Here is a 20,167-nt window from a genome sequence, read left to right as displayed (position 1 = left end):
CACCGCGAAACAGGCTCGATCACCGCTCCGGTGGTCGAGCCTGTCGAGACCCGGCGTCAGCCCTCGGCGGGGTCGGAGCAGTGCAGGTCGAGGGTGCAGGTGTTCGGTGCCGCGAACGGATGCAGCTCTTCCGCCGACAGCGGGCCATCCGCCTGCTCGAGGATCCCGCGCAGCAGTCCGAAGTGCACCCGGCACACCTCGGGATGCTCCCTGACCAGGTCCGCGAACGGGCAGTCGTGCAGGTGGACGTGCAGCCCGTCGTCGGACAGCCTGCCGTCGAAACCGACGTCGTCCAGGTGGTCGTCGAGCGCATCCAGTTGGCGGCTGAGCGACGACGACGGCCGGCAGGCCGGCTCGACAGGCAGCATCCGCCGCACCTGCTCGGCGTGGCGGAGCGCCGCGGTGACCTTCGCTTCCCGGATCGATCCGGCACTGTGGTCGGCGCCGGTCGACGCGGCGTAGACGATCCGGGGGCGTCCCTTGGAATCGCGCGGTTCCGTTTCGCAGGTGACATAGCCGGCGTCGATCAGCCGGTGCAGGTGTTCCCGCGCGGTGTTGTGGTGCAGGCCGGTGGCCGCGGCCAGGTCGACGACGGTCATCGCCCCCTGCCGCTGCAGCAGATCGAGCAGGGTGATTCGGCTGAGCGACGCGAGCGTGCGATAGCTCGGGGCTCGGGTGGGGCACATCTGCCCATTATCCGCCGCGGGTGTCCAGGATGTAAGAGCGGCAGGCGGGAGCGGCGGGCTATTCGGTTCGCGCTGGTCGGTTCGCGCTAGTCCGTTCCCACCCGCCGCGCCCGCCGCGCCGGCGGCGGCGGCACGGCCTTCGCCAGGGCGATGTCGGCCAGGAGGATGGTGACGGTGCCGTGCCGGGTCTCGACCACGCAGCTCGCGTCGTCGACCGAGCGGAGGTAGCCGATGGCATCCGTGAACCCGCCCTCGATGCGGCGGCGAACGACGATACGGGTGCCGAGCGGCGTGCCGGACACGAAGCCGGCGGCGTCGGCCATCAGCGCAGCAGACTGAACGCTTCGACCCGCTTGGGCTCGCCGGCGACGAGGATGGTGTCGCCCGCCTCGAGCACGGTGTCGACGGTCGTGTAGGTCCAGCCGGAGCCCGGCCGGGTGAATGCGGTGACGGTGACGGAGTGCGTCGCCCGCACCCCGGCCTCGCCGAGCGGCACGCCGATGATCTCCCTGGGCGGGGTCATCTTCACGAGGGCGAAGTTGTCGCCGATCTCGATGTAGTCCTGCATCACCCCGCGCACGAGGTGGGCGACGCGCTTGCCCATCTCCTTCTCCGGGCGCACGACGTGGGCGACGCCGAGCTGCTCGAGGATCTTGCCGTGCGGTTCGCTCACCGCCTTGGCCCAGATGTTGGGGATCCCCATCTTCAGCAGCAGCGACGCGGTGAGGATGTTGGCCTGGATGTCGCCGCCGATGGCCACGACGACGCTGCTGAAGTCGGGCACCGACAGCTGGCGGAGGGTCTCCTCCTTGGTCGAGTCGGCGCGCACGACGTGGGTGAGCAGTCCGTTGTGCGCCTGCACGATGTCCTCGTCCGCGTCGATGCCGAGCACCTCGGTTCCGCTGGCCATGAGTTCGATGGCAAGCGAGCTGCCGAAGCGGCCGAGGCCGATCACGACCACGGCGTCTTCCTCGGCCATGCGGGCGGGCTGGCTGTGACCAAACAGCGAGAACTTAGCCAATGATGGGCCTCTCCTTCGGGAGTTCGTACAGGGTGCGGCGCTGGCGGAGGGCGAGCGCCGATGCAAAGGTGACCGGGCCGAGCCGGCCGACGAACATCAGCAGCATCAGGATGACCTGACCTGCGACCGGCAATCCGGCCGTGATCCCCGTCGACAGACCGACGGTGCCGAAGGCCGAAATCGCCTCGTAGAGCAGGCGGTCCATCGAGATATCGGTCAGGAGCATCAGGGCAGCGGTCGAAATGACGATCACGGCGACCGCGAGGAGCACGACCGAAATGGCCTGGCGGTGCACTGCCCGGGACAGTCTCTTCCCGAAAACGTTGACCGTGGTTTCTCCCCGCACCTCCGCGAGCAGGATGAAGAACAGGACCGCGAAGGTCGTGACCTTGATGCCGCCCGCGGTTCCGGCCGGACCGCCGCCGATCAGCATGAGGACGTCCGTGGCGAGCAGGCTCGCTGAATCCATCGCCCCGTTGTCGATGCTGTTGAAGCCGGCCGTTCTCGCCTGCACCGACTGGAAGAATCCCACGAGGAGCTTGTCCGGCCAGGCGAGGGGCCCGAGCGTTGCCGGGTTCGACCACTCCACAGCCGTGATGAACACGGTGCCGGCGACGAGCAGCGTGATCGTGCCCGCGAGCACGACCCTCGTGTTCATGTTCCAGCGCAGCGGCGAGCGGATGTGCTTGCGCAGCTGCACGATGACCGGGAAACCGATGCCGCCGAGGATGACCGCGAACGCGATCGGGAGGCAGATGAACGGATCCGTCGCAAACGAGATCAGGTTGTCGCTGAACAACGCGAATCCGGCGTTGTTGAACGACGACACCGAATGGAACACTCCCAGCCAGACCGCACGGCCGACCGGCTCGCCGTAGCCGGTCAGGAAGCGCAGGCTGAGAATGACCGCGACCGTGAGCTCGATGGCGAGGGACATCAGTACAACGCCCCGCACGAGGCCCTTCACGTCTTCGAGGCCGACGCTCTTGATCTCAGAGGCCGCGGTGATCCTCGACCGGAGCGACATCTTCCGCGCGATGGTGAGCCCGATCACCGAGGCGAACGTCATGATCCCGAGCCCGCCGACCTGGATCAGCAGGAGGATGACGACCTGGCCGAACGGACTCCAGTACGTCGCCGTATCGACGACGATGAGCCCGGTCACGCACACCGCGGAGGTCGCGGTGAAGATCGCCTCGAGGAAGGTCGCGCCGCCGTCGCCGAGTTTCGCGTTCGGCAGCATCAGCAGCGCGGTGCCGATCAGGATGGCGCCGGCGAAGCCGCCGGCGACGACCTGCGCCGGGTGAGGCCGTCGGCGCGTCTGCACGCTGCGCAGGGGGGCCGGCCGTAGGTTCACTGGGCCACTCTACGCCGCGAATCCGCCCCCGATGGCCCACTTTTCTCGCCCCGGGTTTTCGCGCGGCCGCCACCGCCCGATCGCCCTCCACGACTGCGATCCGGGCGCGCCGGGCGGCCCGGCCGCGGGGAGCTCCGTAAACAATCCCCCCGAAAAGGGCACATCCGACCAAACCGAATGGCCGCGGACTCCGGACCACTTATGCGGCCCGGGTGAAACCGAGGCCGGGACAGAACAACGAATAGGAGCTCATCATGAAGAACATCACCAAGAAGATCAGCGTTTTCGGAGCAGCCGGCGCCGCGGCGACCGCCCTCATCGTCGGCGGCATGATCGCCCCGGCCCAGGCTTCGACCCTGGACGACGCACAGGGGACCAGCGCGAACAGCGCGACCACCCAGGGCTCGCTCGACAGCGTCCTCTACCGCGCCCTCTCCGGGAATGCGGCGAACGGCAACGGGGCCGTCGTCCACGGACCCGTCCTCAACGGACCGGTCGTTGACCGCTCGCTGACCAGCGACGTCGGCGATGTTGCTTCCGGTAACGCCGTCGCCAGCGGTAACGACGTGCCGATTGCCTCGGGCAACGACACTTCGGTGAACGCCCCCGTGACCGCCCCGGTCACGGCTACGGTCGACGCTCCGGTCGGCTCCGCGAACGACACCGACCTCGGTGGCGTGAGCAACGACATCGGAGCAAGCGTCTCCGACACTGTCGACGGAGCCCTGGGCGACCTCGACCTGGGTGCCGTGCTCGGCGACTAACAGATTTATCGGACCGGCCGATCCGGTTGGCCGAAGGGCGGCTCCCCCGGGGAGCCGCCCTTTTCGTCTGCCCGCCGGCCCCACCCCCCTTTTTGTGGCTACGCGGCGCGAGCCCCGTGCGACAGACTGGGTGCGGGGCGAAAAGACGAGGCGAAACGATGATGGCCAGGCCGGGAGAACGCACACGCGCCGTCGCCGTGCGCCCGCACCCCTACCCGTTCCAGCAGTGGACGATCGCGATCCTGCTCCTGATGGCGCCTATCTTCGTCGTGCTCTACTGGCTCACGGTGCCGACCGGGTCCTGGCTGCCGGTCGCCGTGGCGCAGGCCGCCCTGACCCTGACCTTCGGACTCGCCGTGATCTCGTACTACCTGACCGCGATCTGGGTGGATGACTCCGGGCTGACCACCCGGGACGTGTTCGGTCGAACACGCACCTTCCCGCTCGAACGGATAGGCGGTGTGGTCAGGCTCGACCTGTATCGGAGCGGCTCCCTCGACCTGCGTCCGCAACTCTTCCTCGTCGACCCGGACGGTCGACTGCTGACCCGGATGCACGGAATGTGCTGGGCGGACGAGGCCATGGATACGGTGACCAATGCGCTCGGCGTGCCGGTGACGCGGGGGCCGGAACCCCTGACCCTGCGCGACCTCAGCCTGTCGCGGCCCGAGTTGCTGCACTGGTTCGAGCGACGATTCGCGGCGCACACGGTGGATTACTGACCGAACTGGGGGTAGCCGGTCTGTGAAACCCCCGAACGGTGACTACGTTGCCGCCTGTCGATGGGTCATACTTCCATAAGCCGGATGGGGGGAACCAGGGTGAGATTTAACGGGGTGAAAGAGGTGCGCCGGCACGCTCTCCGACCCCGCGGGCATCTCCTTCGCCATTCCGCGATCGCCATGCTGGCTCTCTTCTCGCCCATTTTCGCCGTGCTCTACTGGCTGACCGTGCCCGAAGGCACCTGGCTTCCGGTCGCCGTGGCGCAGCTCGGCGTGACCGTCGTGTTCGGCCTCGGTGTGGTCGGGTTCCACCGCACCGGCATCTGGGTTGACCACTCGGGCATCACCGAACGAGGTTTCTTCGGTCGGGTCGACAGCTATCCGGCCGCCGAGGTCGGCAGCATCCTGCTGCTCGAGCTGTACCTCGGCGACGCCCTGGACACGAACGCGCACCTCTTCGTGGTCGGCGTGGACGGACGGCGCCTCGTGCGGATGCGCGGCCAGTACTACTCCCACGCCTCCATGGACACCGTGATCGAGCAGCTCGGCGCCCCGGTCGTGCACGTGTCGGAGCCGATGACCCTGCGTGAACTGAACCGGGCGCGCCCGGAACTGCTCTACTGGTTCGAGCGGCGCCTGGTCGACGGCGCGGCCTGATCCCTCCGGGTCAGCGCCGGCGGCGGGTCCCGAAGATGCCGGTCACGATCCCGGTGAGGATCGTCCTGGTCGCCCGGGAGCCCAGAACCTCCTCGAGCACGGTCTTCTGCGGCTTCGACGTCGCTCGGGTGCGCGTGCGGGACGCCGTCTGGGTCTGCCGCATCAGGCGGTCGTATTCGGCCTGCGCCTTCTTCTCGGCCCTGGCCTGCTGCGCCGCCGCCTCCTCGGCCTGCTTCTCCCGCTCGGCCTCGGCTTCGGCCCGTTCGAGCGCCGCCTCGGCGGCGAGCGCGGCCTGGTTGGCGGCATCCAGCTTCTTCGCCAGCATCTCCCGCGCGGAGTCGCGGTCGATCGCCGTGCCGTAGCGGGCCAGCAGCGGGGATGCCGCGACCGTGGCGTCGATCTGCTCCGGCGCCGTCGGCGACATGGAGCCGACGGGAGCTCGCAGCCGGGTCCAGGCGACCGGACTGGGTGCGCCCTTCTCGTTCATCACCGTGACGATCGCCTCGCCGGTTCCGAGCCCGGTCAGCACCTCTTCGAGGTCGTAGCCGGAGTTCGGATAGGTCGACACGGTCGCTCGCAACGCCTTCGCGTCATCCGGGGTGAAGGCCCGCAACTGGTGCTGCACGCGCGAGCCGAGCTGGGCGAGCACGTCCGCCGGAACATCCTTCGGGGTTTGGGTGACGAAGAAGATGCCCACCCCCTTCGACCGGATCAGGCGCACGGTCTGGGTGATCGAGGCGAGGAAGTCCTTCGACGCGTCGCGGAAGAGCAGGTGCGCTTCGTCGAAGAAGAAGACGAGCCTGGGCTTGTCCTGGTCGCCGACCTCCGGGAGGTCGTTGAACAGGTCGGCCAGCAGCCACATGAGGAAGGTCGAGAAGAGGGCGGGCCGGTCGGCCACCCCGGGAACCTCGAGCAGGCTGACGATGCCGCGGCCGTCGGCGGTGGTGCGCAGGAACTCCGTCGTGTCGATCTCGGGCTCGCCGAAGAAGACGTCGGCGCCCTGGTCGGCGAAGGTGATGAGTTCGCGCAGGATCACGCCCACGGTGGCGCCGGAGAGCCCGCCGAGGCCGGTGAGTTCGCCCTTGCCCGCGTCGCTGACCAGGTAGCTGAGCACCGCGCGCAGGTCGGTCAGGTCGAGCAGCGGCAGTCCGGCCTGGTCGGCGTAATGGAAGACGAGGCCGAGGCTCGACTCCTGGGTGTCGTTCAGGCCGAGGACCTTGCTGAGCAGGAGAGGGCCGAAACCGGTCACCGTGGCGCGGATGGGGATGCCGCGGCCGAGGCCGCCGAGGGAGAAGTACTCGGTGGGCGAGGCCGTCGGCGCCCAGTCCTGGCCGATCCCGGCGGTGCGGGCGAGGAGCTTGTCGCTGGGAGTGCCGGGGCTGGCGATGCCGGACAGGTCGCCCTTGATGTCGGCCGCGAACACGGGAACGCCGTGGGCGGAGAGCTGCTCGGCCAGCACCTGGAGGGTCTTCGTCTTGCCGGTTCCGGTGGCGCCGGCGACGAGGCCGTGCCGGTTCGTCATGGCCAGCGGGATCCGGATCGGCACGTCGGGCCGCGCCTTGCCGTTGACCAGGGCGCCCATCTCGAGCGCGGGCGCGTCGAAGGTGTAGCCGGCGCGGATCCGTTCGACCTCGGCGTCGGCGAGCGGGGCGGCGGGCGCGGCTGCGGCTGCGGCTGGCGCGCTGGATGCGGCGGCTGGTGCGCTGGATGCGGCGGCGGGTCCGGGCGAAGCGGGCTCGGGAGTCGGGGCGGTCGGGGTCGGAGCGGGCGCGGGCGCGGGCGCAGCCTGCACGGCCTGCACGGCCTGCACGGCCTGCACGGCCTCCTCGGCCTCCTCGGCCCGCTTGACCGCCGCCAGGGCCTCAGCCTGCGCCCGCTGGGCGGCCGCGAGGGCGGCCTCCGCCTGGGCCCTGAGCTCGGCAACGGGATCCACGGAATCGCCTTGAGTCATGGCGGCATCCTAGCGCCGAGGCCGCGGCATCCACGGGCAACCGTGGCCAATTCGGACGACTGTGGCCCGCGCACCGGCCACAGTCGTCCGCACTGGGAACAGTTGCGGGGGTTAGCGGGGGCGGGCGGGGCGGGGGTGGGCGGGCTATTGGCGGAGGATCACCGGGTCGGCCAGCGCCCAGTCGCGCACGAGGTCGCCCCGCACGGTGACGCCGGTGCCGGGCCCGGTCGGCACGGCCAGCTGCCCGGCATGCTCCCCCGTGCCGAGCACGAAGGGCTCCTCGACGAGGTCCTCGGCGTAGTAGCGGCCGCTCGCCGAGGTGTCGCCGGGCAGGATGAAGCCGGGCAGCGCGGCGAGCGCCACGTTGGCCGCCCGCCCGACGCCGGTCTCCAGCATCCCCCCGCACCACACCGGCACGTCGTGCTGGACGCAGGCGTCGTGGATGCGCACGGACTCGAGGTAGCCGCCGACCCGGCCGGGCTTGATGTTGATGATGGAGGTCGCGCCGCGTTCGATCGCGTCCAGCGCGACGCCCACGCTGACGATCGACTCGTCGAGGCAGACCGGGGTCGCGATGGCCCGGGCCAGTGCGACGTGGGTCCTGATGTCCTCTTCGACGAACGGCTGCTCGATCAGCACGAGGTTGAACGGGTCGAGTCCGGCCAGGTGCGCGATGTCGGCGGCCGTGTACGCGGTGTTCGCGTCGACCTGCAGCAGCATGTCCGGCCCGATCATTTCGCGCACGGCGGCGACCGGGAGAAGGTCCCAGCCGGGCTTGATCTTGAGCTTGATCCGCCGGTACCCCTCCTCGACGTAGCCGGACACCTCGTCGAGCAGGGTGTCGAGGTCGGGGCTGATCCCCACCGAGACGCCGCAGTCGACCCAGTCGGTGACGGCGCCGAAGTAGCCGCCGAAGGACGTGCCGGATGCGCGCAGCTGCGCGTCGAGGACGGCCGCCTCGAGCGCGGCCTTGGCCATCCGGTGGCCCACCACGAACGCCGTGAGCGGTCCGACGGTCTCGGCCGTGACATCCGGGGCCGCCAGCAGCGCCGGGGCGAGGTAGTGCCTGATGACGTGCTCGGCGCCCTCGACGTACTCGGAGCTGTACAGCGGGCCCTCCAGGGCGACGCACTCGGCCCAGCCCTCGGCCCCGCCCTCGGCCCCGCCCGTGCGCACGTGCACGAGCAGGAGCACTCGCGTGGTCTGCCGGGCGAAGGACGTCTCGAACGGGCGCACGAGCGGCATGGCCACGCGGTGCAGGGTGATCGACTCGAGCTTCATGCGCGGCTCCCGTCGGCCGGATCCGCGGGATCGGCGGGATCGGCGGGATCGGCGGGATCGGCGGGGTCGGCCGGGTCCGAGGTGAACACGTAGTCGTTGTCGGCGTCCAGTTCCGGGCGCAGGCCGCGGGCCGTCGCGGTGTGGAACAAGAGCCGCGATTCCTCGCGGAGCAGTCCGGCGGCGTGCGGGTCGTCGGCCCGGAGCCGCTCGAAGTCGACGTTCAGCGGCAGGCGGTCGGTCGTCGACCAGGCGTGGTGGGCCTGGCCGGCGAGGGCCTGCTCCACGCGCCCGGACGCCAGGCGCCAGCGCACCTCGAACCGGTCGCTGCGGTCGCTGCCGACGCCGACGTCGTCGAGGCGCCCGTAGAAGTCCGGCAGGAAGGTGACCACCTCCGCGCCCAGCTTGACCAGGTTGAAGTGGGCGTTGCGGCGGATGAGCGGGTCGAAGGTCCACCGGATCTCGGAGACGCCGTGCTCGAGGCAGACCGCCCGCTGGAACAGCTTGAGCGCGTAGCCGACTCCGCCGCTGCGCCGCCACGGCACGACGGCCGCCATGTGGGAATGCAGGTGGAGGCCGTCGGACCAGCCGAGGAAGCCCAGCGTGGCGCCGACCGGCTTGCCGGCCGCGGTCGCGATCAGCACGGTGTTCCCCGCGTAGTCCAGCGCGAGCAGCATCGAGCGGTCCGGGCTGCGGCCGGGACCCCAGGTGCGTTCGAACAAACCGATGATGGCCTTCATGTCGCCGGGGTCTGCCATCCGCACGACCACGCCCGCGGCCTCGGCCGCGGCCTCGGCCCGGCGCCCGGCCTCTGCGACGATTTCCGGATCAACTGCCATGCAACGAGTAGACCACACTCGGCCGCCCGGGTCAGCCCCCGCCCGCCCTTCCGGAGGCCGAGGGCGCGGGGACCGGCGCGGGCTGCGGACGCGCGCGGATCCGATTGGTGCCGTTTCGGACAACTGTGGCCCGCACGCCGGCCACAATTGTCCGAAACGGCCACGGCTGCCCTCGACAGTCGCGGGGGCCGCGGGGCTAGTGGCCGCGGCCGGAGACGACGTCGGCGATCGAGGCGAGGGGCGAGGTGGTGCGGCGCCGGGTCAGCTCGGCCCGATCCGCCCGGGAGTAGGCCTGGTACAGCGCGTGCACGGCGAGCCAGCGCAGCGGCTCCGGCTCCCAGTTGCGCACCCGGTGGTTCACCCAGGGCAGGCCGGTGAGCGCGCTCTGCCGGCCGAGGATGAGGTCCCGCAGGGTGCGCCCGGCCAGGTTCGTCGTGGTCACCCCGGTGCCGACGTAGCCGCCGGCCCAGGCCAGGCCGGTGCCGCGGTCGAGGCCCACGGTCGCGGCCCAGTCCCTGGGCACGCCGAGCACACCGGACCAGGCGTGGTCGATCGCCGCGCCCTGCGTCGCCGGGAAGAAGCGGGTGAGGATGCCGCGCAGCGCCTCGACCGTGCTCGCCGGGGTCTGCCCGTCAGAGTCCGTCTTCGAGCCGAACCGGTACGGCACCCCCCGGCCGCCGATCGCGATGCGGTCGTCGGCGGTGCGCTGCGCGTACATGTAGGCGTGCGCCATGTCGCCGAGGGTCTCGCGGCCGTCCCAGCCGATCCGCTCCCAGACGTCGGCACCGAGCGGCTCGGTCGCGATCAGGGACGAGTTCATCGGCAGCCAGGCGCGGTGCAGCCCGGCGAGCCCGGCCGTGAAACCCTCCGTGGCCCGCACGACGAACTGGGCCTCGACGGTGCCACGGTCGGTGATCGCGCGGTGCGGCGCGATCTCGCTCACCGTGGTGTCCTCGAAGATCTCCACGCCGAGCGCCTCGACCACCCGGGCGAGCCCGAAGGCGAGCTTGGCCGGCTGGATGCGCGCGCAGTGCGGATGCCACATCGCCCCGGTGGTGCCGACCACGTTGATCCGGGCGGTGGCCTCTCTCTGGGAGAGGAGCTGGACATCCGTCATCGACCACTGCTGCTCGGCGCGCGCGGCGGCCTCCAGCCGGCGCTGCTGCGGTTCGTCGTAGGCGACGGTGAACTCGCCGCCCTTGACGATGTCGGCGTCGATGCCCTCGGCCGCGGCGACCCGGATCACCTCGTCGACCGTCTCGTTCATCCGGGCCTGGAACCGTTCGGCGGCCTCGCGCCCGTGGCTCTTCACGTACTGCTCGCGACCGCCGGTGATCGAGTTGGTGAGCCAGCCGCCGTTGCGCCCGGATGCCCCGTAGCCGGCGAAGCGCTGCTCGAGGATGACGATCCGGAGCGCCGGGGCGGCCTTCTTCAGGTAGTAGGCGGTCCACAGCCCGGTGTACCCGGCGCCGACGATGCAGACGTCGGCCCGCGTGGAGCCGGGCAGCGGCGCGCGGGCCGCCGGCCGGCCGATCTGGTTCCACCAGAACGACACCTCGCCGTTGATCAACATCCCGCGAACCCGCAGTTGTGCACGTTATAACGACGTTTTAGCGCGCACAACTGCGTTTTCGCGGGGAAGGCGCGGGGTGTCACAGGCGGTCCTGCAGACCCCAGGGCTGGCCGTAGCCGCCCTCGGACTCTGGCGAGGCCATCAGGTCGAGGAAGGCTTTCGCGTCGAAGGCCTCCGGGCCGAGCACGCCGATGCCGCCCCAGGCGCCGGCGGCGAGCAGTTCCAGCGCGATGACGGGGTTGAGGGCGGTCTGCCAGACGACGCACTGCGCGTCGTACTCGGCCATCGTCCACTCGTTGTCGGCCACGTGGTACAGGTACACCTCGCGCGCGGCGCCGTCCAGGCCGGTGCCGGTGACCCAGACGCCGGCGCAGGTCTTGCCGGTCATCCGCGGGCCGATCGTGGCCGGGTCGGGCAGGCAGGCGGCGACGACATCCCGCGGCGCGACCATGGCCGGGCCGGCGGCGCTGCGCACGCGCACCGGGTCGACGCTGTCGAGGCCGAGCAGGTGCAGCGTCTTGAGCACGCCGATGAACTCCTCGCCGAGGCCGTACTTGAAGGTGACCCGTTTGGCGTCGAGCCAGCGGGGCATCAGCAGCACTTCCTCGTGCTCCACGTTCACGCACTCGACCGGCCCGATGCCCTCCGGGAAGTCGAACATCTCCGGTTCGCTGAACGGCGCGGTGGTGAACCAGCCCTTGTCCTTCTCGAAGATGACCGGCGGGTTGAGGCACTCCTCGATCGTGGTCCAGATGCTGAAGGACGGCGCGAAGATCTCGTTGCCGGCTTCGTCGCGCACCACCAGGTTGGCGCCGTCGCGGGTGCCGAGCTCGTCGATCTCGCTGAACAGGTGGTCGGATGCGTAGCGCGCGAACACGTCGGACAGCCCGGGCTCCACGCCCATCCCGACCAGGGCGAGGCGGCCCGCGGTCTCCCAGTCGCCGGCCTGGGCGAACTGGTCGTCGCCGAGCTTGACGCCGGTCTGCGCGTGCGGGTCGGTCGGGTGCGGCTCGGAGAGACTCATCGCCATGTCGAGGTAGTCGGCATTCGCGGCCAGCGCCCCGGCGAAGATGGTCGGCACGAACTTGGGCTCGACGGCGTTCATCACGTGGGTCGCGCCGTGCTCCCGAGCGACGGCTGCGACCCGGTCCGGGTCGGAGGCGTCGATCTGCGCCGCGCTGAACCGGCCGGCGACATCCGCTCCGTGCCGGGCCCGGATCGCCTCGATCGTGCGCTCGGCGCGGCCGAGGTCGTAGTCGCTGACGATGACGTGCTCGTAGAACGAACGGCGGGCGATGATCTTCGCGAACGCGTCACCGACGCCACCCGCACCGACAAGGAGAATCTTCATCCCTCGACGCTACCCTGCGGCATCCGTCGCTGTCTGCCCCGTCTTCCGCCGAATTCGACGGAGATATTGCGTTTCGACGAGCTTTTGCGTTGTTTCGGGCGCTTATTTCGGAGTTTCTCCGTCGAATTCGACGGGCGCCGACTGCGACTCGCGCGCCGGCGGTGGCGGATGCGCCGCCGACCGACGCTGCACCGCCAATTCGCGCTCGCCGTCGAGTTTCGCGGCGAACGGCGCCCAGACCACGATCGCGACGCCGATGCCGAGCAGGGCGCCGCCGATCGTGTCGGAGAGCCAGTGGGCGCCCAGGTAGGTGCGGCTGATCATCATCAGGACCACGTACGCGGCCCCGGCGATCCAGACCCAGAGCCGGGGGAAGATGATGGCCAGGATGACGGCCATGGTGGCCGCGTTGCCGACGTGCCCGGAGGGGAACGACCCGAAGTCGACCTGAACGAGGATGTCTTCCGGGCGAGCCCGGCCGAACGACTTCTTGAGCAGTTGAACCATGCCCGAGCTCACCAGCGTGGCCGCGAGGTAGTACCCGGCCGCCCAGGGCCGCTTCATGATCAGCAGCATGACGATGATCAGAACCGGGATCACGAGGATGCCGAGGAGATTGCCGCCGAGGGAGTTCATCAGGTACGACAGGAAGTCCCAGACCGGCGCGCGCTCTTCGGCGATCTCGGACATCCACTCGGTGTCGAAGCCGAACGGCGCCCCGTTGTCGCGGACCACGACGATGAAGCCGATCAGGGCGGCCAGGACCACCGCCACGACTCCGCTCACGATCCACCACCAGTGAGCGACCCGCCTGGCTTGCGGTCGGGCGGCAACTTCCGGGTGCTTCTGGATGTCGTCCATCCGTCAATGCTAGAGCGCCCGCATGCCCGCGGGCATCCGCACACTCAATTGCGGACAACGCACCTTCGTTCGGCCCGGGAAGGTACTTTGTCCGCGACTCAGCGCGGCGCGGGGCGCGGCGGCTAGTGCGAGAGAGCGGCCACCCGGCGCGGCCGCACGACGAACCACAGGGCGAGGATCGAGACGCAGGCGCTGCCGGCCATCACCGAGCCCATCGGGAGCGCGGTGCTGACGCCGAGCACGCCGACCAGCGGCGAGATCAGCCCGGCGATACCGAAGTTCGCCGCACCGAGCAGCGAGGCCGCGGTTCCCGCCTCGTGGCCGTGCGCGTTGAGGGCGAGCACCTGCACGGTGGGGAAGGTGAAGCCACAGGCCGCGATGAAGAACCAGAGCGGGATCAGCGTCCCCCAGAGCCCGGCGCCCGCGAGGTCCAGCACCACGATCGCGACGGCCATGACCGCCATGACGATCGTGGTGGTCGCGAGGATCCACTGCGGGCCGACGTTCCAGCGGTGCATCAGCCGGGCGCTCAGCTGCACACCGGCGACGACGCCGAGCGAGTTGACGGCGAAGAGCAGCCCGTACTGCTGCGGGTTGAAGGAGTAGATCTGCTGGAAGAGGAACGAGGATGCCGACAGGTACGAGAACAGGCCGGTGAACGTCATCGCTCCGATGATCGCCACCCCGACGAAGACACGGTCGCTGAGCACCGCCTTGTAGCGCTGGGCCATCGTGTTGTGCCCCGAGAAGTGCCGCTGGCTCTCCGGCAGGGTCTCGACGATCCAGATCGCCACGGCCAGGACGACGAGCACGCCGTAGGCGGCGAGCACCCAGAAGATGCCGCGCCAGTCCATCACCAGCAGCAGCTGCGAGCCGATGACCGGCGCGAGCACGGGCGCGAGCCCGCTGATCAGGGCGAGCCGGGAAAGCATCTTGACCAGCGGTTTTCCGCCGAACAGGTCGCGCACCATGGCCATCGCCACGACACCGCCGGCCGCGGCGCCGAAGCCCTGCAGCACCCGGAACAGGCCGAGCCAGACGATGTCCTGGGACAGGGCGGCGCCCACGCAGGCGAGCACGTGGAACACGGTCGCGAGCATGAGCGGAAGGCGCCGGCCCACCTTGTCGCTCCACGGTCCGACGACGAGCTGGCCGAATCCGAAGCCGAGCATCGTGCCGGTCAGGGTGAGCTGGATGGCCGCGGCGGAGACGCCGAGCTCGCTCTCGAGGATGGGGAACGCCGGCAGGTACAGGTCGATCGTGAACGGTCCGAGGGCGGTGAGCGCCCCGAGCACGAGGATGTAGACGAGTCGCTGCCCGCGCGAGAGGGCGTCGCCAGGGTGGCGGGCGGTGGAGGCAAGTTGCGCGGCGGAGATAACGGGGATGGCGGCAGTAGTCACTCGGAGAAGGTCCTCGGTGTTGATGGGAACGGAGTCAAGGGAACGGCGTCGGTGGGAGCCGAAAGGGGTGGGAGACGGAAGGTCGGGGGCCCGGCCGGCCCGGGCCGTCGGCATCCGTCGTCACGGGCATCAGCACCAGCATCGGGCCCAGGCGGCCGACTGTTGTGACAAGGCGGAGTGCGCCGAGGCTATTCCCGATGACACGGTATCCGCTCACGCGGACGCTGCCAGGCTGCCCGCCGGGTCGGCCAGGAGCTGGTCGAAGGCGAGTTCGGCCGCGCCGATCATGAGCAGGTTCGAGCCGAGCAGGGCGGCGCTCAGCCGGACCTCCTCGAAGGGCGCGCGGAGGGTGAGCGTCGACACTGCGGCGCCCAGGCGGTCCGGGTCGACGGCGAGCAGCGCGGCCAGGAACCCGCCGAGGACGACCAGCTGGGGGTTGAGGATGTTGATCGCCCCGGCGAGGGCGACCGCCAGGAAGTCCTGCTGCCGGTTGACCTCGGCCCGCACCGCCGGCGAATCGGCGGCCAGCAGCGCCCGCTCGAGTTCGTCGGCGTCCGCGCCCGGCAGGCCGAGCACCTCGAGCAGTTCGCTGCGGGTCACCTCCGCCTCGAGCGTGCCCGCGAGCCCCGCCGAGTCGGTGCGGTCGCTGCCGCTCACCCGGGTGTGCCCGAACTCCCCCGCGTAGCCGTCGAAACCGCCCGCCGCCTGGCCGCCGACGATCAGGCCGCCGCCGATGCCGCTGGCGCCGCCGTTGAGGTAGATCAGGTCGGTCAGGCCGCGGCCGGCGCCGAAGTAGCGTTCGGCCGTCGCCCCGAGTCCGGCGTCGTTGGCGGCGAGCACCGGGTAGCCGGTGGCCTCGTGCAGCAGCCGCGCGAGTGGCTCGTTGACCCAGCCGAGGTGCGGGGCGTGGCGCACGAGGCCGTCGCGGGCGCGCACCAGCCCTGGCACCGCGACGCCGATACCGATCATCCGGAACCTCGGGTCGAGCTCGGCGCGCAGCCCCTCGATGAGGGCGGCCGAGATCTCCACGGCCTCTGCCACGCTCGGCGAGTGCGCGGTGGGGTGACGGATGCGCCGGCGCACGGTCCCGTCGAGGCCGACGATCCCGACCGTGACGGCGTCGATCTCGGGGTTCACGGCGATGGCGACGAACGTGTCGCTCACGGCCACGATCGGGCTGGGCCGGCCGACCTGGTTGGTGGCATCCGGCACGCGCTCCTCGACCAGGCCGAGGTCGGCCAGTTCGGCGACGAGCGCCGCGATGGTGGAGCGGTTCAGCCCGGTGAGCCGGGTGAGCCGGGAACGCGAGGCCGCGCCGCCCAGATGGACCAGCCGGAGGATGACGGACAGGTTGCGCCTGCGGACGTCGTCGTGGCTGGATCCCTGCATGTGTCCTCCGCCGCCCGTTCCGTCCCGGCTCACCATGATACGTTGCCAACCTCAACAAATCAGGGAGACCATCGAATGAGAATTGCAGTCACCGGCGGAAGCGGAAAGCTCGGCCGCAGTGTCGTCACCCGCCTGCGCGGCGAGGGCCACCAGGTCATCGTCTTCGACAAGGAAGGAGTCCGCGGCGCGGGCTTCCTGAGCATCGACCTCACCGACTACGGCCAGGTCATCGACGCGCTGTTCGGCGTCGACGATGTGCACAGCGGCTTCGAGGCCGTCGTGCACCTGGGCGCCATCCCGGCCTCCGGCATCCGTCCGGACGTGGCAACGTTCCACAACAACATGCTGGCCACCTACAACGTGTTCCAGGCGGCCCGGCGGGCGGGCATCAAGAACATCGTCTACGCCTCGAGTGAGACCGTGCTCGGGCTGCCGTTCGACATCGCCCCGCCCTACCTGCCCGTCGATGAGGAGTACCCGGCCCGGCCGGAGAGCGCCTACTCGCTGGTCAAGCACCTCGAGGAGCAGCTCGCGATCCAGCTCGTGCGCTGGGACCCCGAGCTCAGCATCAGCGCCCTGCGATTCTCCAACGTGATGGACCCCGAGGACTACGCGGCGTTCCCCTCCTACGACGCCGACCCCTTGGCCCGCAAGTGGAACCTCTGGGGCTACATCGACGGCCGCGACGGCGCCCAGGCCGTGTCCCGCGCGCTGGCGACGGCCAGGCCCGGCTTCGAGGCGTACATCATCGCCAACGCCGACACCGTGATGAGCCGCTCGAGCGCGTCGCTGGCCGCCGAGGTGTTCCCCGGTGTCTCGGTGGCCGCCGACCTCGGCGAGCACGACACTCTGCTCTCGATCGAGAAGGCGAAGCGGATGCTCGGCTTCGCACCCGAGCACAGCTGGCGCGACCAGGTGGTCGCCGGGTAGCCGACGCGGGGCGACGGCCGGCGCCGGGCGGCGGCCCGGCCTCGGGTGGTCGAGCCTGTCCCGGGTGGTCGGGCCTGACCCGGGTGGTCGGGCCTGACCCGGGTGGTCGGGCCTGACCCGGGTGGTCGAGCCTGACCCGACCTACCCGCCGAACCGTGAGTTTGGCACCTTCGTGGCCCCCGGGAAGGTGCCGAAGTCACGGTTCGGCGGAGGGGGTGCGACATGCTCGACCGCCGGGTCTCGTGCGTGATATGTTGCAGACGTCAACAAATCGCCACCGTCGCCGACAGACAGGAACCTCATGTCCCTCATCCCCACCGCGAACGACAAGTTCTCGTTCGGCCTCTGGACCATCGGCTACAACGGCGCCGACCCGTTCGGCGGCCCGACCCGGCCGCCCCTGGACACCGTCGAGGCCGTCACCCGCCTGGCCGAGCTGGGCGCCTACGGGCTCACCTTCCACGACGACGACCTGTTCCCCTTCGGCTGCTCGGATGCCGTCCGGCAGACCGAGATCGACCGCCTCAAGCAGGCCCTCGCCGACACCGGACTGATCGTGCCGATGATCACCACCAACCTGTTCAGCGCCCCGGTCTTCAAGGACGGCGGCTTCACCTCCAACGACCGCGCGGTGCGCCGGTTCGCGCTGCGGAAGGTGCTGCGCAACATCGACCTCGCCGCCGAGCTCGGCGCGCAGACGTTCGTGATGTGGGGCGGACGCGAGGGCGCGGAGTACGACGCGGCCAAGGACATCCGCTCGGCGCTCGCCCGGTACCGGGAGGCCGTCAACCTGCTCGGCGACTACGTCACCGACCGGGGGTACGACATCCGGTTCGCGATCGAGCCGAAGCCGAACGAACCGCGCGGGGACATCCTGCTGCCCACCGTCGGGCACGCCATGGCGTTCATTGAGACGCTCGAGCGGCCGGAGCTGGTCGGCGTGAACCCGGAGGTCGGGCATGAGCAGATGGCCGGGCTCAACTTCACCGCGGGCATCGCCCAGGCGCTGGATGCCGGCAAGCTGTTCCACATCGACCTGAACGGCCAGCGGGGCATCAAGTACGACCAGGACCTCGTCTTCGGCCACGGCGACCTGCACAACGCGTTCTCGCTCGTCGACCTCCTCGAGAACGGCGGGCCGGGCGGTGGACGCTCCTACGACGGGCCGCGCCACTTCGACTACAAGCCCTCGCGCACCGAGGACGCCTCGGGCGTCTGGGATTCGGCCGCGGCGAACATGCGCACCTACCTGCTGCTCAAGGAGCGCGCGGTCGCGTTCCGCGCCGACCCCGAGGTGCAGGAGGCACTCGCGGCGTCGCGTGTCCCGGAGCTGGCGCAGCCGACGCTGGCCGCCGGCGAGGGCTACGACGACCTGCTCGCCGACCCCGAGTCGTACGAGTCGTTCGAGCCGGACGCGTACTTCGGCGCCAGGGGTTTCGGCTTCGTGCGCCTGCAGCAGCTGGCGCTCGAGCACCTGCTCGGCGCCCGGTAGCCCGCGACGCCGGCGGCGCCGCCCGAGTAGCGCGCTCCCTCCGTGCATAACTCCTCCAATTTCGAAACCCCGGCGCTGGCAGCCCCGGAATTTCGCGGGAGGCGTCCCGCAGAATCGCAGATTGCAGGAGTTATGCGCAGAACGGCACCTGGCGTCGGCACCCCGGACCGACAACCACCGCGGCAGGACGGCGGTCGTGAACGACCAACCTCCTGCCACCACCCACACGTGCCAAGCCGACGCACGGCCTACTGAGCGGAGAATGAAGCCATGCCATTGGTTGCCGGAGTCGACTCGTCGACGCAGAGCTGCAAGATCGTCATTCGGGATGCCGCGACCGGGGCCTTCGTGCGGAGCGGCCGCGCGCCGCACCCGGCCGGCTCCGAGGTCGATCCGGCCGCCTGGTGGGACGCCCTGCTGGTGGCGATCGCCGACGCGGGCGGTCTCGCCGATGTCGCCGCGATCTCCGTCGCGGCGCAGCAGCACGGCATGGTCGCCCTCGACGACGCCGGGCGAGTCATCCGGCCGGCCCTGCTCTGGAACGACACCCGCAGCGCCCCGGCAGCGGCCGCGCTGGTGGCCGAGGTCGGCGCCGGCGAGTACGCGCGCCGGGCCGGCTCCGTGCCGGTCGCCTCGTTCACGGTCACGAAACTGCGCTGGCTGCGGGACGCCGAACCGGCCAATGCCGCGCGCGTGGCCGCCGTCGCCCTCCCGCACGACTGGCTGACCTGGCGGCTGCGCGGATTCGGCCCGGCGGGCGAGAGCCCGCTCGGCCCGGTGTTCACCGAGCTGACCACCGACCGCTCCGACGCGAGCGGCACCGGCTACTGGTCGCCCCGCACCGGAGAGTACGACCTGGACCTGTTCGAGCGCGCGCTCGGGCACTCCGCGACCCTCCCCCGGGTGCTGGGCCCGGCCGACAGCCCCGGCGCCACCGCCGTCTTCCCCGTCCGCTTCCCCTTCCCGGCTTCCCCATTCGACGGAGATTCCGGCGTTTCGTACGCGAATACCGGCGGAATCGCGGCGGCTGGGACGAAATCTCCGTCGAATTCGATGGGGCAGGCCGGCCAGGACACGCAGAACGCGCGGGACACGCCGGACACGCGGGACACGCAGGTCCGCCCGCCCGCGCCCGCCAGGCGGGGCGCGGTGCCGGCCGGGATCGTGCTGGGACCGGGTGCCGGCGACAACGCGGGCGCCGCGCTCGGCCTCGGCGCCGGAGCGGGCGACGTGGTCGTGTCGATCGGCACGAGCGGAACCGTGTTCGCCGTCACCGACGTTCCGGCGGCGGATGCGAGCGGCACCGTCGCCGGGTTCGCCGACGCGAGCGGGCTGTTCCTGCCCCTCGTCGCCACGCTCAACGCCGCCCGGGTGCTCGACTCGATTGCGGGGCTCCTCGGCGTCGACCACACCGAGCTCGGCCGGCTCGCCCTGCACGCGGAGCCGGGCGCCGGCGGCCTCGTGCTGCAACCCTGGTTCGAGGGCGAGCGCACGCCGAACCTGCCGGATGCCACGGCATCCGTGTTCGGGATGACGATCGCCTCGACGACGCGGCCGAACCTCGCGCGTGCGGCGTTCGAGGGGCTGCTCTGCGGGCTCGCCGGCGGCCTCGATGCCGTGCGCGGCCAGGGCGTGCGGGTGGCGCGCATCCTGCTGATCGGCGGGGCGGCGCAGAACCCGGCGCTCCAGGCGATCGCGGCGCAGGTGTTCGACTGCCCGATCGTGGTGCCGGAGCCCGGCGAGTACGTGGCCGACGGCGCGGCGGCGCAGGCCGCCTGGGCGCTCACCGGACAGCGCCCGGCGTGGCGGCCGGCCCTTGCGGCGCAGCCGGCAGCCGACTTCCGCCCCGTCATCCGCGCCCAGTACGCCGAGCGCGCCTGAGGTCAACCGGCGAAC

General features: G+C 70.8%; 18 protein-coding genes. 6 read left to right on the top strand and 12 right to left on the bottom strand.

Annotated elements, in window-relative coordinates:
* Positions 1–56: 56 nt before the first annotated feature.
* From E3O23_RS15785 to E3O23_RS15770, 4 genes are all read right to left on the bottom strand, one after another.
* On the bottom strand, positions 57–686 hold the full coding sequence (locus tag E3O23_RS15785) for a helix-turn-helix transcriptional regulator (protein WP_134492646.1): 630 nt from the start codon (positions 684–686) through the stop codon (positions 57–59).
* An 86-nt stretch (positions 687–772) separates the two neighbouring features.
* Positions 773–1,009, bottom strand: a complete 237-nt coding sequence (locus E3O23_RS15780) for a putative acetyltransferase (protein WP_134492644.1) — start codon at positions 1,007–1,009, stop codon at positions 773–775.
* Positions 1,009–1,707, bottom strand: coding sequence for a potassium channel family protein (locus E3O23_RS15775; protein ID WP_241983507.1), 699 nt, complete (start codon positions 1,705–1,707; stop codon positions 1,009–1,011). The genes E3O23_RS15780 and E3O23_RS15775 overlap by 1 nt, the downstream gene beginning before the upstream one ends.
* On the bottom strand, positions 1,700–3,064 hold the full coding sequence (locus E3O23_RS15770) for a TrkH family potassium uptake protein (RefSeq protein WP_241983506.1): 1,365 nt from the start codon (positions 3,062–3,064) through the stop codon (positions 1,700–1,702). Before E3O23_RS15770 ends, E3O23_RS15775 begins: the two co-directional genes overlap by 8 nt.
* A 254-nt stretch (positions 3,065–3,318) precedes the next feature.
* On the opposite strand from E3O23_RS15770, the gene E3O23_RS15765 reads away from it, so the two are divergent.
* The 3 genes from E3O23_RS15765 to E3O23_RS15755 all read left to right on the top strand — a co-directional run bounded on the left by E3O23_RS15765 (position 3,319) and on the right by E3O23_RS15755 (position 5,207).
* On the top strand, positions 3,319–3,828 hold the full coding sequence (locus E3O23_RS15765) for a hypothetical protein (protein ID WP_134492642.1): 510 nt from the start codon (positions 3,319–3,321) through the stop codon (positions 3,826–3,828).
* Between the two features lie 158 nt (positions 3,829–3,986).
* Positions 3,987–4,550, top strand: coding sequence for a YdbT family protein (locus E3O23_RS15760; RefSeq protein WP_134492640.1), 564 nt, complete (start codon positions 3,987–3,989; stop codon positions 4,548–4,550).
* 180 nt (positions 4,551–4,730) lie between these two features.
* Positions 4,731–5,207 (top strand): hypothetical protein, encoded by a 477-nt coding sequence (locus E3O23_RS15755; RefSeq protein WP_134492638.1) that lies wholly within the window; start codon positions 4,731–4,733, stop codon positions 5,205–5,207.
* 10 nt (positions 5,208–5,217) lie between these two features.
* Here the strand turns inward: E3O23_RS15755 and E3O23_RS15750 are convergent, their stop codons facing one another.
* The 8 genes from E3O23_RS15750 to E3O23_RS15715 form a co-directional block, all read right to left on the bottom strand.
* Positions 5,218–7,158, bottom strand: a complete 1,941-nt coding sequence (locus tag E3O23_RS15750) for a helicase HerA-like domain-containing protein (protein ID WP_134492636.1) — start codon at positions 7,156–7,158, stop codon at positions 5,218–5,220.
* A 144-nt stretch (positions 7,159–7,302) separates the two neighbouring features.
* Positions 7,303–8,439, bottom strand: a complete 1,137-nt coding sequence (gene menC, locus E3O23_RS15745; protein ID WP_134492634.1) for an o-succinylbenzoate synthase — start codon at positions 8,437–8,439, stop codon at positions 7,303–7,305.
* Positions 8,436–9,275, bottom strand: a complete 840-nt coding sequence (locus E3O23_RS15740; RefSeq protein ID WP_134492632.1) for a hypothetical protein — start codon at positions 9,273–9,275, stop codon at positions 8,436–8,438. The genes menC and E3O23_RS15740 overlap by 4 nt, the downstream gene beginning before the upstream one ends.
* 196 nt (positions 9,276–9,471) lie before the next feature.
* Positions 9,472–10,845: an NAD(P)/FAD-dependent oxidoreductase gene (locus tag E3O23_RS15735; RefSeq protein WP_134492679.1), complete on the bottom strand. Its 1,374-nt coding sequence runs from the start codon at positions 10,843–10,845 to the stop codon at positions 9,472–9,474.
* 82 nt (positions 10,846–10,927) lie between these two features.
* Positions 10,928–12,199, bottom strand: a complete 1,272-nt coding sequence (locus E3O23_RS15730; protein WP_134492630.1) for a saccharopine dehydrogenase family protein — start codon at positions 12,197–12,199, stop codon at positions 10,928–10,930.
* Between the two features lie 102 nt (positions 12,200–12,301).
* A complete protein-coding gene (locus E3O23_RS15725) occupies positions 12,302–13,060 on the bottom strand; it encodes a phosphatase PAP2 family protein (protein ID WP_134492628.1) in 759 nt (252 codons plus the stop codon).
* Between the two features lie 122 nt (positions 13,061–13,182).
* Positions 13,183–14,460 (bottom strand): multidrug effflux MFS transporter, encoded by a 1,278-nt coding sequence (locus E3O23_RS15720; protein ID WP_241983505.1) that lies wholly within the window; start codon positions 14,458–14,460, stop codon positions 13,183–13,185.
* A 213-nt stretch (positions 14,461–14,673) separates the two neighbouring features.
* Positions 14,674–15,849: an ROK family protein gene (locus E3O23_RS15715; RefSeq protein WP_134492624.1), complete on the bottom strand. Its 1,176-nt coding sequence runs from the start codon at positions 15,847–15,849 to the stop codon at positions 14,674–14,676.
* Between the two features lie 75 nt (positions 15,850–15,924).
* Between E3O23_RS15715 and E3O23_RS15710 the strand changes: the two genes are divergently transcribed.
* The 3 genes from E3O23_RS15710 (at position 15,925) to E3O23_RS15700 (ending at position 20,152) form a co-directional block, all read left to right on the top strand.
* Complete coding sequence (locus E3O23_RS15710; protein WP_134492622.1) at positions 15,925–16,779, top strand: NAD-dependent epimerase/dehydratase family protein; 855 nt, start codon at positions 15,925–15,927, stop codon at positions 16,777–16,779.
* Positions 16,780–17,080: 301 nt separating this feature from the next.
* Positions 17,081–18,271 carry a xylose isomerase gene (gene xylA, locus E3O23_RS15705; protein WP_134492620.1) on the top strand — a complete coding sequence of 397 codons (1,191 nt, stop codon included), beginning with the start codon at positions 17,081–17,083 and terminating at the stop codon, positions 18,269–18,271.
* Positions 18,272–18,541: 270 nt separating this feature from the next.
* The gene (locus tag E3O23_RS15700) at positions 18,542–20,152 is read left to right on the top strand and encodes an FGGY family carbohydrate kinase (RefSeq protein WP_134492618.1); all 1,611 of its coding nucleotides are present in this window, start codon (positions 18,542–18,544) and stop codon (positions 20,150–20,152) included.
* Positions 20,153–20,167: the final 15 nt, after the last annotated feature.

Origin of the sequence: Cryobacterium tagatosivorans (genome assembly GCF_004402215.1) — a bacterium.
Classification (GTDB): domain Bacteria; phylum Actinomycetota; class Actinomycetes; order Actinomycetales; family Microbacteriaceae; genus Cryobacterium; species Cryobacterium tagatosivorans.
This window is presented reverse-complemented; position numbering and strand designations above follow the sequence as displayed.